This is a genomic window from Streptomyces capillispiralis, assembly GCF_007829875.1.
GTDB lineage: Bacteria > Actinomycetota > Actinomycetes > Streptomycetales > Streptomycetaceae > Streptomyces > Streptomyces capillispiralis.
Map to the genome: position 1 here is coordinate 7,762,053 of NZ_VIWV01000001.1, position 13,165 is coordinate 7,775,217.

Below are 13,165 nucleotides of genomic sequence, written 5' to 3' on the forward strand. Positions count from 1 at the left end.
CGCCCCCCGGTTGACGTTCCCGTGCGACGCCGGAGAGCCGGCGACGCCTCGTGCGCGTTGTGTGCCCGCCATTGACAAGAGAGGCGTGAGCCGGAAGCTTCAGTGCAGGAGCCGCAAGAAACAAACGAGGCGACGCAAAAGCCGTACTGGTACATGGCATTCCGTGGCAGACGCTCCGTCGGCTGCCACGGCCCGGCCACCCCGACGCGTACCCACGAGGGCTCCTTCCTGCTCCGCCGTACCTCCCGCGCACCGCCCCACCACGCCCCAGCACCCGCCGTGGAACGAGGACTTCATGAGACGGAAGCGATGCGGCCTGCGAACGATCACCGGCCTGCTCCTGGCCGGCCTGGTCGCCGTCGGTCTCCCCTCCGGCACGGCCGGTGCCGCAGCACCAGCGGCACCCGGCCCCAACCTGGCACTCGGCAGGAGCGCCACCGCCGGCGGCTCCCACGCCGGCCACCCCGCCACCCATGCGACCGACGGGAGCCAGCTCAGCTACTGGGAAGGCCCCGCCGGGTCGTTCCCGCAGTGGATCCGGGTCGACCTCGGCGCCGCCGTGGCGGCCGACCGGGTCGTCCTGAAGCTGCCGACCGGCTGGGAGGCCCGCACCCAGACCCTCACCGTGGAGGGCAGCACCGACGGCTCCGCGTTCACCGCGTTGTCGGGCTCCGCCGCCCACCGCTTCGACCCCGCCGACGGCAACACCGTCACCGTCGGCTTCACCACCCGCCGGATACGTCACATCCAGGTCCGGGTGAGCGCCAACACCGGCTGGAACGCGGCCCAGTTGTCCGAGATCGAGGTCTACGGCGATGACGGCGGCACCCCGCAGCAGCCACCGGCCGACGGGAGCAACCTGTCGCTCGGCAAACCGATCGAGGCCTCGTCCACAATTCACTCGTTCGTGGCGGCCCACGCCAATGACGGGAGGACGGACACCTACTGGGAGTCCCACGGCCACCCCGCCACCCTCACCGTCGACCTGGGCGCCGAGGCCGACCTCACCGGTGTGGTCGTCGCACTGAACCCGGACTCCGCCTGGGCCGAGCGGACCCAGGGCATCGAGGTCCTCGGCCGCGACCGGACCAGCTCCGCCTTCACCTCGCTCAAGGCACTCGCCGACTACACCTTCACCCCCGGCTCCCGGGGCAACGAGGTCACCATCCCGGTCACCGGCCGCCACGCCGAGGTGCGCCTGCGGTTCACCCACAACTCCAGCGGATACGGCGCCCAGGTCGCCGAGATGCGGGTGACCGGAACCGCGGCCCCGCACCCCGACCTGATCGTCTCCGACCTCACCTGGACGCCCGCGTCCCCCACCGAGTCGGATGCCGTCACCGTCCGCGCGACCGTGCGCAACGCGGGGACCGCCGCGTCCGCCGCCGCCACCGTCGACGTCAGCCTGGAGGGCACCGTCGCGGGCAGCGCCCCCGTCGGCGCGCTCGCCGCGGGGGCCTCGCAGACCGTCGCCGTGGAGGCCGGCCGGCGCGCCGAGGGCAGTTACACCGTGTCCGCCGTGGTCGACCCGACCGACACCGTCCCCGAACAGGACGACACCAACAACAGCCGCACCGGGGCCGACAAGCTGACCGTCGCCCGGAGCCCCGGCCCGGACCTCGAGGTCCGCGCCATCGGCACCAGCCCGGCGCACCCCGCCGCGGGCGCCCCGGTGTCCTTCACCGTCTCCGTGCACAACCGGGGCACCTCACCCGCCGCCGGTTCCGTCACCCGGCTCGCGGTCGGCGACACGACGCTCGACGGAGCGACCGGCGCGCTCGCCGCGGGCGCCACCGCGGAGGTCTCCGTCAGCGGCACCTGGACCGCCACCGCCGGCCCGGCCGTCCTCACCGCGACGGCGGACGCCACGGACACCGTCGGGGAGACCAACGAGGACAACAACGTCCTCACCCGCTCGATCGTCGTCGGCCGCGGCGCCGCCGTGCCGTACACCGAGTACGAGGCGGAGGACGGCACCTACCGGGGCACGCTGCTGACCGCCGACGCCAAACGGACCTTCGGGCACACCAACTTCGCCACCGAGTCCTCCGGACGCCGGTCGGTCCGGCTCGACAGCACCGGCCAGTACGTGCAGTTCACCTCGGCCGGCCCCACCAACTCCGTCGTCGTGCGCAACTCCGTCCCGGACGCCCCGGCCGGCGGCGGCACCGAGGCCACGCTCAGCCTGTACGCCGACGGCCGGTTCGTGCAGAAGATCGGCCTCAGCTCCAAGCACAGCTGGCTGTACGGCACCACCGACGCCCCCGAGGGACTCACCAACACCCCGCAGGCGGACGCCCGCCGGCTCTTCGACGAGTCCCACGCGCTGCTCGGCAGGTCCTTCCCCGCGGGCACCGTCTTCCGGCTGCAGCGCGACACCGACGACACCGCCGCGTTCTACGTCGTCGACCTGATCGACCTGGAACAGGTGGCCCCGCCCGCCGCCAAGCCGGCCGGATGCGTCTCCCTCACCGAGTACGGGGCCGTCCCCAACGACGGCATCGACGACACCGACGCCCTCCAGCGCGCCGTGACCGACGACCAGAACGGACGCATCGACTGCGTGTGGGTCCCGCCGGGCCAGTGGCGCCAGGAGCAGAAGATCCTCACCGACGACCCGCAGAACCGCGGCCCGTACAACCAGGTCGGCATCCGCGACGTCACCGTCCGCGGCGCCGGCATGTGGCACTCGCAGTTCCACACGCTGACACCACCGCACCAGGCGGGCGGCATCAACCACCCGCACGAGGGCAACTTCGGCTTCGACATCGACGACAACACCAGGATCTCCGACATCGCGATCTTCGGCTCGGGCACCATCCGCGGCGGCGACGGAGGAGCCGAGGGCGGCGTCGGCCTCAACGGCCGGTTCGGCAAGAACACCGTGATCAGCAACGTGTGGATCGAACACGCCAACGTCGGCGTCTGGGTCGGCCGCGACTACAGCGACATCCCCGAACTCTGGGGCCCCGCCGACGGACTGCGGTTCAGCGGCATGCGCATCCGCGACACCTACGCGGACGGCGTCAACTTCGCCAACGGAACACGCAACTCCGTGGTGGAGAACTCCTCGCTGCGCAACACCGGTGACGACGCGCTCGCGGTATGGGCGAGCAAGTACGTCAAGGACCCCGCCGTCGACATCGGCCACGACAACCACTTCCGCAACAACACCGTCCAACTGCCCTGGCGGGCCAACGGCATCGCCGTCTACGGCGGCCACGGCAACACCATCGAGAGCAACCTGATCCACGACACCATGAACTACCCGGGCATCATGCTGGCGACCGACCACGACCCGCTGCCCTTCTCCGGGCAGACGCTCGTCGCCGACAACGGCCTGTACCGCACCGGCGGCGCCTTCTGGAACGAGGACCAGGAGTTCGGGGCCATCACCCTGTTCGCCCAGGGCCCCGACATCCCGGGAGTGGTGATCCGCGACACCGACATCCACGACTCGACCTACGACGGCATCCAGTTCAAGTCGGGCGGCGGCGCGGTCCCGGACGCCCGGATCACCGGCGTCACCATCGGCGAGTCCACCAACGGGTCGGGCATCCTCGCCATGGGCGGGGCCCGCGGCAGCGCCACCCTGACGGACGTCACCATCACCGGTTCGGCCGAAGGGGACGTGGTGATCGAACCCGGTTCGCAGTTCGTGATCAACCGGTAGCGCCGTCCTCGCGCGGTACTCCGTCCGGCGGGCCCGTACTCCACCCGGGGTGCGGGTCCGTCACCCGGACGGGCGCCCGGCGCGGGCGTCCGGGTGACGGGGGACCGTGCGCCGGGCGCGCGCAGACGGGGGACTTCCCCGGACTCGCGCGGGGAGCCGAGGCGTTTCGCGGAAGTCGAAGCCAGGCTGAGTGCATGGCTTCATCGATCCCCCGCCCGCTCCGCTCGCGGCACCGCGCTCCGTCCCGGGCCGGCCGACGGGCCGGCGCCCTCCTCCGCGCGGCGGCGCCGGCCGCCGTCCTCGTCGTCCTTGCCGTCCTGACCGGCTGCGGGGCGGTCACCGGCACCACGGCGCGGGACGTCCCGGCGGCCACCGCGCCGGCGGCGGGCCCGCCGGGCACCGCGTACTCCGCGCCGGGCACAGGCGCGTCCGGCACCGCGCCGACGGCCGGTGCGTCCGGCACCGGACAGACCGCGCAGGGCCGCGTGGGCGCCGGGGCGGAGACCCGGACGCCCGCCCGGATCGCCGGCCTCGGTCCCCGGACGCTGGCGTGGATCCCCGAGAACGCCCGTCAGGTCCTCGTCGTCACGGGCCGGGGCCGGGACGCCAACCGCTCCGAGGCCGTCCTCCACCAGGACACCGGATCCGGATGGCGGGCGGGCCCGGTGTGGCCAGCCCGCAACGCCCTCAAGGGCTGGACCGACGACCACCGGGCCGGCGATCTGCGCTCGCCCGTCGGCGTGTTCACCCTCGGCGACGCCGGGGGCCTGCTGCCCGATCCCGGCACCGAGCTGCCGTACGACCGGTCCGACGGCTTCGCCGTCGGCGGCACCGGGTTCGCGGGGGAGCCGCTGGCCGGGTCCTTCGACTACGTCGTCGCCATCGACTACAACCGCGTGCCGGGCACCTCACCGCTGGACCTCACCCGCCCCCTCGGCGCCGGCCGGGGCGGCGGCATCTGGCTGCACGTCGACCACCAGGGGCCGACCCAGGGCTGTGTGAGCCTCGACAAGCACCACATGAGGGAACTCCTGCGCACCCTGGATCCCGACCTGCACCCGGTGATCGTGATGGGGGACGCCGCGTCACTCCGCCTGTGAACGGCCCCCGGATTCCCGGACCGTCACAGGAACCGGCGCAGCGGCACGACCGCCGCCTCGCGCAGCCGCCGGGTCACCGGGCGCCGCCGCCAGCGCGCGGGGTCGACGGGCTCACCCGCGCGGCGGTCCTCGTCGAAGTCACGGTCGAGGGCGGCCGTGAACTCGGCGTCGAGCACGGCCAGCATGACCTCCTCGTCGTGCTCCATCGACCGCCGGTTGAAGTTGGTGGAGCCGATCAGCGAGGCCACGCCGTCGACCGTGACGATCTTCGTGTGGAGCATGGTCGGCTGGTACTCGCGTATCTCGACGCCCGCGTCGAGCAGGGTGCCGTAGTGCCGCTGTCCGGCGATCCTGCACACCCTCTGGTCGGTGTGCGGCCCGGGCAGCAGGATCTCCACGCGCACGCCCCGGCGGGCGGTGTCCGCGAGCAGCCCGACGAAGTACGCGTCGGGGGCGAAGTAGGCGGTGGACAGGCGGAAGCGCTCCTCCGCCGAGGTCAGCACGATGCGCATCAGCGTCTGCATGTCCTGCCAGCCGAAACCCGCCGAGCCGCGCACCACCTGCACGGTGGCCCGCCCGGGCTGCTCGTGCTCGGTGAACCGGTCGCGCTCGTCGTACAGGGTGTCGTGGCACTCCGCCCAGTTCTGCGCGAACGCGGCGGCGATGCCGTCCACGGCCGGACCGCGCACCCGTACGTGCGTGTCACGCCATTCACCCGGGGTGCGGGCGTCGCCGCACCACTCCTCGGCGATGCCCACCCCGCCGGTGAACGCGGTGCGTTCGTCGACGACCAGGGCCTTGCGGTGGCAGCGGTGGTTCTGCTTGAACGGCGACAGGTGCAGCGGTTTGCGGAACCAGGCGATCTGCACGCCGGCGGCGTCCATGGCGTCGAGCAGGTCCTGCTCTATCTCCATCGCGCCGAACCCGTCGAGCAGCAGACGCACCCGCAGTCCGGCGCGGGCCCGGTCGGCCAGGGCCCGCGCGAACTCCTGCGCGATGGCGCCCTTCCAGTAGACGAACGTCATCATGTCGACGGTGTGTTCCGCCCCGCGGATCGCCTCGAGCATCGCGGGGAAGATCGCGTCGCCGTTGCGCAGCGGCACGATTTCGTTGCCTTCGGTGGCGGCGATGCCGAGCAGCCGCTCCAGGCGTCTTCGCAGCCGCTGCTCACGCAGGTCCGCCCTGTTCGCGGTGGTCATGCGGCGTCCTCACCGTCCGGGCGCCGGGCGGCACGCCGGCGCAGCCACAGGGGGAGGGCGTACCAGGACAGCGCGAACCACAGCATGACCGCACCGGCGAGCAGTTCGGACAGCAGGCCGGGGACGACGACGTGCAGGATGAGCAGGAGCGTGCAGCCGATCGTCAGCGCCATCAGCACCATGCCGCACATCATGAGCCGGTGTGCGACCTCCACCATCTCGTCCTTCATCCGCTGACCGGAGAGGAAGCGGTGGAGGGACACCGGCGCTATCAGGGACGCGGTGGCCAACGCCCCGAGCACCACGGTGATGACGTAGACGACATGGGCGAAGGTGCCGAGGTCCCTGAAGTGCTGCGTGAAGGCCACGCTCAGCAGGAAACCGAAGAGGATCTGCACACCGGTCTGCGCGACCCGCGTCTCCTGCATGATCTCGTTCCACCTGCGGTTCACGCGTTCCCGCGGCGTCTCCGGGGATTCCCGGTCGTCGTCGTCCGGCCCCGGGCGGGACCGTCCTGGACCGGACCGCTCCGCCGCTTGTGTCGTCATGGCCATCGAGTTCCTCCCCACGTCCGGTCACTCCTTGTGCCCCGCCCGGGCATATGCATGCCGAGCGGCCCCGGCGGGGCGGGAGGCCGCGGGTCAGGGGGCGATCCCGACCCCCTCGACACGGCTCCAGGACTTCTCCTGCGCCGCCGTCATGGCCGGCCACGTGGTACCGCCCGGACGCGGCGCGACGCGTGAGGCGTACGAGGACGGCCGGTAGTCCGGGTCGTAGAAGCATCCGGTGGCGTAGGCGCGGTCGAAGACGGCGCAAGCCGCCGCGACCGACCGCGGTGTCGGCCGGTCACCGGTGCGCACCCAGCGGTCCAGTGCAGCGAGGGAGCCCGCGTACTCCGCGTCGCTCAGCGCGCTGTGCTCGTGCTCGTCGGTGAACGTCTGCACCAGGTTGCGGTCCCGGTGTGCGCCCGCCAGCGCGTCGCGGTAGGCGGCCTCGTGCTCGACGAAGGCGGTGGGGTCGTCGATGGCGTGCAGCGTCAGGACCGGGATCTTCACCTTGCCGGTGAGGTCACTGTCGTAGGACAGGTCGCGCACGGCCGTCGGATCGGCGGTGAACCGCTCCACCCCCGCGTTCAGCGCCTCGTCGTCGTGCGAACCGGAGTACCGCACGCCCTCGTTGGTGAACGGATTGCGGTCGCCCAGCCGCTTGTGCACGATGTCGCGGAACGTGAAGACCGAGAAGCGCAGGTGCGACTCCAGCGTGCGCTCGGGGATGCGGGTGACGGCGAGGATGTCGTCCAGGTTGCGCTGCTGCGACGCGGTGCGCTCCTCGGGGGGCGAGGCGTGTCCCGTGCACTCCTGGAGCCGGGCGCGCAGCCCGGCCGTGGTCAGCGTCGAGCTGGGCCGCAGGCCCTGCCACAGCGGGTACTGCGGCTCGGTGGGGCGCGGCAGGTTCCGGCAGTAGTACTGGTAGACGACGCGCAGGTCGACCCGGTAGTCGTAGCCCCGGGAGCCGCCGCCGAGGACCCCGTTGGTGAGCAGGGCGCCGTCGTAGGGGCCGTCCGCCCCGCCGTACGTCTCCACGACCTTGGCGGCCACGTTGCCGCCCCAGGACTGGCCGTGGACGTACGTCCGCCGCGGCCCGCCGAACTCCTCGGTGAACAGGCGGCGCAGGTTCTCGGTGTCGGCCGCGGCCATCCGGGTGCCGTAGCCGCCCCGGCGGTACGACGAGCCGGCCCAGGCGTATCCCTGGTCCACCATGACCTGCCACCGCTCCAGGTCACCGGTGCTGCGCTCGGGGTCCGACGCGTCACCGAGGTCGGGGCCGCCGTGGGCGTGGACGACGAGCGACCTGTTCCAGTCGTCGGGGATGGCGATGGTGTAGTACGCGCCGTTGGTGTCCCGGCCGGTGTAGCAGGTGGCCTTGCCGTCGAGGCCGGACGGGCAGGCGACGGGGGCCGGTCCCGCGCTCTCGGCGCCTACGGCCGGCGCCTGGGTGAGGGAGCCGGCGACGGCGGCGGCCAGACACAGGGCGACCGCCCGCCACCGGCCTCGCCGGGCACGCGACGATCGGGGAACGCGGGGGACATGACGGGATCTGTTCAAGGCGCGGCTCCTGGTTCGTGGCGCATTCCTGCGCATGGGCCGGGATGCTAGGAAGGGCCGGCGCCGAGGGCCATGGGGACGGCGGTTGCGTTCATACTGTTCGGCCGGCCGAGGACGGGACCGAGCCCTCGCTGCCGTACGCGGACCCCTGCCTGCTGGAGGGCATCCTGCGGGTTCCGCGGCCGTGGGACGTCGACCGGGCGCTCGGCGTCCCGACGGGCCTGAGCCGCGAGGCCGCGGACGTCGAGGGGGCCTCGGATGCTCGGGGATCCGGATGGACAGGGGGCCCGGCGGCGCAGCAGCGGGCCGGCGCCCCGCGGACGCCGCGGGGCCGGGCCCGGACGTCCCGTCGCCCCGGACGGTCACCTCACCCGTCGTCCGCCTCCCGGCGCCGGCCGCCCTCCTCGCGAGGCAGGCGGCCCGCCGCGGATTCCCCCGCCGTCAGATGCTCCAGCACCTCGACGAGTTCCTGGCAGGCGCGCTCGATGGAGCGCCGGGTGTTGCGCTGCTCGGCGATCACGGCGGACAGCAGCAGGGCGGTCAGCGCCATCGCCCCGTTGAAGGCCTGGAGGTTGATCATGATCTCCACCTCGGACAGGGCCTCGAACGGCCCGGCCCGGTCGGTCGCCGCAAGGGTGGCCAGGACGGAGGCGTACAGGGCGCACATCATGCTGCCGGCGAGCTGGAACCGCAGGGCGGCCCAGATCAGCAGCGGATAGACGGAGAACAGCACACTGGCCGGGCTGTGCGTCGCCAGGGGCACGAGACCGCCCGTGATCAGCGTCAGCCCCGCCGCCTCCTTCCACCGCGACCAGCGCACCGGGGCACGCAGGCCGCGGAGCACGAGCAGCAGCGGGGTGACGAGCAGGACACCCATCGCGTCGCCCACCCACCAGGCCAGCCACACCCCCCAGAAGCCCTCCCCCGGGAGGTCGCCCGTGGCGACGAGCAGGCCCACCCCGACGGACGAGCTGATCAGCATGGCGCCGAAGGCGGCGAGGAAGACCAGGGCGAGGCAGTCCCGTAAGCGGGTGAGATCGGTGCGGAAGCCCACCCCGCGCAACAGGAGGTACCCGCACACGGGCGCGGCGGTGTTGCCCGCGAGGACGCCCAGCGAGGACGGCCGCAGCGTGGTGAGGTGCATGAGGACGAGCAGGGCGCCCAGCGCGATCCCCGCCCAGCAGCGCAGTCCGCGGATCAGCAGACAGGCGACCGCCACCCCCGTGGGCGGCCAGATGGGCGAGACCACGGCCCCGCCGACGGTCAGGTCACGCAGCAGCCCGAGCCGGCCGCCCGCGTAGTAGCAGGCGGCGACCACCAGCGTCTCGAGCGTGAAGACGACTGGTGTGCGCAGATGCTGGCCGGCCACCACACAGGCCATCAGACACCGGGGCCGCCGCACAGGCGAGGCGGGGCGGGCGGACCTGCGGCCCTATGGCTGAGTGTGCGGTCCGTCGTGGCCGATCACCAGGACGGCCGCGTCGTCCTCGTGCCCCACCCGCTCCGCCACCTTGATCACCGCGGCGGCGAGCGCGTCGGTGTCCATCCGTGCGACCGCCGCGACCCCGGCGAGCCGCACCACCTGGTCCAGCCCGTCGTCGAGCGGCATGGACGGCCCCTCCACGACCCCGTCGGTGAGCATCACGAACACCCCGCCCGTGTCGAGGCGGTAGCGGGTGACGGGGTACACCGCCCCGGGCTGGATCCCGAGCGGAGGACCCCCCTCGTCCTCGGTCACCCCGGACCGGCCGTCCGCGGTGGCCCAGACGCACGGCAGATGCCCGGCCCGTGCGCTCTCCATCAGCCGGGTGGCCGGGTCGAGCCGCAGGAAGGTGCAGGTGGCGAAGAGGTCCGAGCTGAGCGACAGCAGCAGTTCGTTGGTCCGGGCGAGCAGCTCACCCGGTTCGCTGTCCACGGAGGCGAGCGCCCGGAGCCCGACCCGGACCTGCCCCATGAAGGCGGCCGCCTCGATGTTGTGCCCCTGCACGTCGCCGATGGACAGACCGATGCGGCCGTCGGGCATGGTGAACGCGTCGTACCAGTCACCGCCCACGTTGAGTCCCTGATACGCGGGCGCGTACCGCACGGCCAGCCGCACCCCGTCGCCGGCCGGCAGTCCCCTCGGCAGCATGCCGCGCTGCAGGGCGATGGCCAGTTCGACCCGGGAGCGTTGCACCTCCGCCTGGGCACGCGCCTGGGCCGTCAGCGTCCCGAGCCTGATCAGAAGCTCGTCGCCGTTGTCCGTGGAGCCGGTACGGGACATGGATCACTCACTCGGGCGAGGACGCGCACGCGGGATGGCCGCCCTCGGCGCCCTCGGGGACAAAACGCTCATTCATATATGCAAAGGATGATAGTCAGACAGGGGATGGCCGGGCCAGTCACGGACCGGGGGTGCCGGGACGGTGCGCGCCTCACGCGCGCACCCGTCCGGGGTGCCCGCGGGCGTCTAGGCTGTCCGCATGGAGCAGCGGGAGATCATGCAGCGGAGCGTCGGCATCCTCACCGAGGCCCTCGAGATGCGGCGGCGGCTCCGGGAGGATCCGGACGCCGACGTGACCCGCAACGGGGCGGTCGCCGGGCTCCTGGAGGAGATGCTGCCGCACATCCAGCTCCCGGCCGACGCGAGCGTGCGCGAGGTGGCGGACATCGTCACCGCGAAGCTGGGCCCCGCCATCGTGCAGATCGCCTCCGCGTTCACCCACGCCTTCGTCCAGCTCGCCGAGATCCACGACGAGGGCCGCACCGACGTCTCCTCCGCCGACGTCCTGCGCTCCCTCTCCCTGCACTACGAGGCCGGCGGCGAACGGTAGCCCCGCACGCCCCCGGGCGGCTCAACCGCCCGACGGCAGTGCCCTGTCCACGAGTTCACGGACCGCGTCCAGGGCCCTGGCGCGGTCGGCGGGGACGAGGCCGATGCGGGTGCGGCGGTCGAGCACGTCCGCCTCGTCGAGCGCGCCCTCGTGGCGCAGGGACCACAGCAGTTCGGCGCCGGTGACGGGATGTCCCGGCAGCACCGGCTCGCCGAGCCGGGGGTCGCGCTCCCCGAGCGCCCGCACGGCCGGTGCCTCCGTGCCGTAGCGGCCGACCAGGCGGCGCGGCGCGGACAGGCCGGCGAGGACGCGCGGCGGCGCGGCCCCGACGAGGGGGAGCGAGGCGGTGGGGGACGGGCCGGCCGGCAGGCGGCGGACGCGTACGGCGGTGTCGACGGCGTCCTCGGCCATGCGGCGGTAGGTGGTCAGTTTGCCCCCGACGACGGTGACGACGCCCTCCGAGGAGGTCAGGACGGCGTGACGCCGCGACAGGTCGGCGGTCCTCGGCGCCGTACCGGAGCGCGCCGGTGCCGTGTCGAGCAGGGGGCGCAGTCCGGCGAAGGCGCCGACCACGTCGGCGCGGCGGACCGGGACGTGCAGGACGGAGCAGAGGACGTCGAGGAGGAAGCCGACGTCCGTCTCCGGTGCCTCCGCAACGTCGGGGATGTCGCCGTCCACGGGTTCGTCGGTGAGGCCGACGTAGATCCGGCCGTCGTCCTGGGGGAGGACGAGCACGAACCGGTTGCTCTCCCCGGGGACCGGGATGTGCAGTCCCGCGGTCGGCGGGCCGAGGCTCTCGGGGCGCAGGACGAGGTGGGTGCCGCGGGAGGGGCGTATCCGGACGCCGTCGACGAGGCCGCCCGCCCAGACGCCGGACGCGTTGATCACCGCACGGGCGCGGATCTCGCCCTCCTCGCCGGTGAGTTCGTCGCGGACCAGGGCGCCCGTGGAGCCGAGGCGCAGGGCCCGGACCCGGGTCAGGACGCGTGCCCCGCGCCCGGCGGCCGTACGGGCCAGGGCGGTCACCAGGCGGGCGTCGTCGGTGAGCCGGCCGTCCCAGGACAGCAGTCCGCCCCGCAGGCCGTCGTCGCGCAGGGCGGGGGCGAGGCGGTGCGTCTCGACCGCGGAGAGCCGGCGCGGCGGGGGCAGGGTGGCGCGGGCGGTGCCGGCGGCCAGGCGCAGCGTGTCCCCGGCGCCGAACCCGGCCCGGGCCAGGGCGGCCCGGCCGCGCGAGACCAGCGGAGTCAGGGGGAGCACGAACGGCTGGGCCCGTACGAGGTGCGGCGCGGTGCGCTCCATCAGCACCCCGCGCTCCACGGCGCTCTCGTGGGCGACGCCGAGCTGTCCGGAGGCGAGGTAGCGCAGCCCGCCGTGGATGAGCTTGCTGCTGAAGCGGGAGGTGCCGAACGCCAGGTCGTGGGCGTCGACGGCGACCACGCTCAGCCCGCGCGCGGCGGCGTCCAGCGCCGCCCCGGCCCCCGTGGCGCCGAGACCGACGACCAGGACGTCGACGACGTCGCCGTTCACCGAGGCGGTCAGTTCACGGGCTCGCCGGGCGGCGGACAGGGAGGAGCCGGGGGCCGGGCCGCTGAGGGGGGTCATGGCGTGAGGGTCCTCTCCAGGATGTGGCGCAGCTCCCCGAGGAAGGCCTCGGCGGCCAGCTCGGGATCGTCCTCGTCGGTCATGGTCCGCAGGGACAGGGTGAAGGACTGCACGACCAGCAGTACGGAGCGGGCCTGCCGTTCGGGGTGGCCGGCCCGCACCGAGCCGTCGGCGTGCCCCTCGCGCAGGATGCCGGCCAGCATCTCCAGCAGGGCGTCCTGGCTGGCTCCGCGCCGGTCCAGGACGTAGGGGAGGAGCAGTTCGGGGTCCACGTCGAGGATCTTGCGGAAGAGCGGATGGGCGCCGAAGGCGCGGACCGCCGCCACCAGCCCTTCGGTGATCACCTCCCGGCCGGTCGTCCCCGGCCGGCGCTCGGGGACGGCGCCGGTGGCCACGGCGATCCACTCCCGGGTCATCAGGTCCCCGACCAGGGACCGGACATCGGGCCAGCGCCGGTACAGCGTCATCCGGGAGAGCCCGGCGCGACGGGCCACGTCGGTGAGCGTGGTGCGGCGGACCCCGACGGCCAGGACGCAGTCCCGCACCGCGTCGAGCACCGCGTCGTTGTCCGAGCCCGCGGAGGAGGCGGCGGAGGAACCGGCGGAGGAACCGGCGGAGGAACCGGCGGAGGAACCGTTGTGACGAATGGGCGTCATGTGTCACAGTGTAACGC

10 protein-coding genes are annotated in these 13,165 nt (G+C 73.4%); 3 read left to right on the plus strand and 7 right to left on the minus strand.

Annotated elements, in window-relative coordinates; genetic code table 11:
* Positions 1–295: 295 nt before the first annotated feature.
* Both FHX78_RS33965 and FHX78_RS33970 read left to right on the plus strand, forming a co-directional pair.
* Positions 296–3,673: a CARDB domain-containing protein gene (locus FHX78_RS33965; protein WP_145871176.1), complete on the plus strand. Its 3,378-nt coding sequence runs from the start codon at positions 296–298 to the stop codon at positions 3,671–3,673.
* Between the two features lie 194 nt (positions 3,674–3,867).
* Positions 3,868–4,773, plus strand: coding sequence for a L,D-transpeptidase family protein (locus FHX78_RS33970; RefSeq protein WP_145871177.1), 906 nt, complete (start codon positions 3,868–3,870; stop codon positions 4,771–4,773).
* Between the two features lie 23 nt (positions 4,774–4,796).
* Here FHX78_RS33970 and FHX78_RS33975 read toward each other — a convergent pair whose 3' ends face one another.
* The 5 genes from FHX78_RS33975 to FHX78_RS33995 all read right to left on the minus strand — a co-directional run bounded on the left by FHX78_RS33975 (position 4,797) and on the right by FHX78_RS33995 (position 10,340).
* Positions 4,797–5,972, minus strand: a complete 1,176-nt coding sequence (locus FHX78_RS33975; RefSeq protein ID WP_145871178.1) for a phospholipase D-like domain-containing protein — start codon at positions 5,970–5,972, stop codon at positions 4,797–4,799.
* Entirely contained in the window at positions 5,969–6,520 is a 552-nt protein-coding gene (locus FHX78_RS33980) for a DUF6328 family protein (protein WP_373313061.1), read from the minus strand. Before FHX78_RS33980 ends, FHX78_RS33975 begins: the two co-directional genes overlap by 4 nt.
* A 93-nt stretch (positions 6,521–6,613) precedes the next feature.
* Positions 6,614–8,077, minus strand: coding sequence for an alpha/beta hydrolase family protein (locus FHX78_RS33985; RefSeq protein WP_145871179.1), 1,464 nt, complete (start codon positions 8,075–8,077; stop codon positions 6,614–6,616).
* 367 nt (positions 8,078–8,444) lie between these two features.
* Positions 8,445–9,449 carry an MASE1 domain-containing protein gene (locus FHX78_RS33990; RefSeq protein ID WP_425282242.1) on the minus strand — a complete coding sequence of 335 codons (1,005 nt, stop codon included), beginning with the start codon at positions 9,447–9,449 and terminating at the stop codon, positions 8,445–8,447.
* Between the two features lie 60 nt (positions 9,450–9,509).
* On the minus strand, positions 9,510–10,340 hold the full coding sequence (locus FHX78_RS33995) for a PP2C family protein-serine/threonine phosphatase (protein WP_145871181.1): 831 nt from the start codon (positions 10,338–10,340) through the stop codon (positions 9,510–9,512).
* A 199-nt stretch (positions 10,341–10,539) separates the two neighbouring features.
* Between FHX78_RS33995 and FHX78_RS34000 the strand changes: the two genes are divergently transcribed.
* Positions 10,540–10,890, plus strand: coding sequence for a hypothetical protein (locus FHX78_RS34000; RefSeq protein WP_145871182.1), 351 nt, complete (start codon positions 10,540–10,542; stop codon positions 10,888–10,890).
* 21 nt (positions 10,891–10,911) lie between these two features.
* Here FHX78_RS34000 and FHX78_RS34005 read toward each other — a convergent pair whose 3' ends face one another.
* Together FHX78_RS34005 and FHX78_RS34010 are read right to left on the minus strand one after the other, a co-directional pair.
* Positions 10,912–12,492: a glycerol-3-phosphate dehydrogenase/oxidase gene (locus tag FHX78_RS34005; RefSeq protein ID WP_145871183.1), complete on the minus strand. Its 1,581-nt coding sequence runs from the start codon at positions 12,490–12,492 to the stop codon at positions 10,912–10,914.
* On the minus strand, positions 12,489–13,148 hold the full coding sequence (locus FHX78_RS34010; protein ID WP_145871184.1) for a TetR/AcrR family transcriptional regulator: 660 nt from the start codon (positions 13,146–13,148) through the stop codon (positions 12,489–12,491). Before FHX78_RS34010 ends, FHX78_RS34005 begins: the two co-directional genes overlap by 4 nt.
* Between the last annotated feature and the right edge of the window lie 17 nt (positions 13,149–13,165).

Excerpts from the sequence above, each read along its gene's own strand:
- FHX78_RS33965 (WP_145871176.1), top strand. The coding sequence starts at position 296 with ATGAGACGGAAGCGATGCGGCCTGCGAACGATCACCGGCCTGCTCCTG.
- FHX78_RS33970 (WP_145871177.1), top strand. The coding sequence starts at position 3,868 with ATGGCTTCATCGATCCCCCGCCCGCTCCGCTCGCGGCACCGCGCTCCG.
- FHX78_RS33975 (WP_145871178.1), bottom strand. The coding sequence starts at position 5,972 with ATGACCACCGCGAACAGGGCGGACCTGCGTGAGCAGCGGCTGCGAAGA.
- FHX78_RS33980 (WP_373313061.1), bottom strand. The coding sequence starts at position 6,520 with ATGACGACACAAGCGGCGGAGCGGTCCGGTCCAGGACGGTCCCGCCCG.
- FHX78_RS33995 (WP_145871181.1), bottom strand. The coding sequence starts at position 10,340 with ATGTCCCGTACCGGCTCCACGGACAACGGCGACGAGCTTCTGATCAGG.
- FHX78_RS34000 (WP_145871182.1), top strand. The coding sequence starts at position 10,540 with ATGGAGCAGCGGGAGATCATGCAGCGGAGCGTCGGCATCCTCACCGAG.
- FHX78_RS34005 (WP_145871183.1), bottom strand. The coding sequence starts at position 12,492 with ATGACCCCCCTCAGCGGCCCGGCCCCCGGCTCCTCCCTGTCCGCCGCC.
- FHX78_RS34010 (WP_145871184.1), bottom strand. The coding sequence starts at position 13,148 with ATGACGCCCATTCGTCACAACGGTTCCTCCGCCGGTTCCTCCGCCGGT.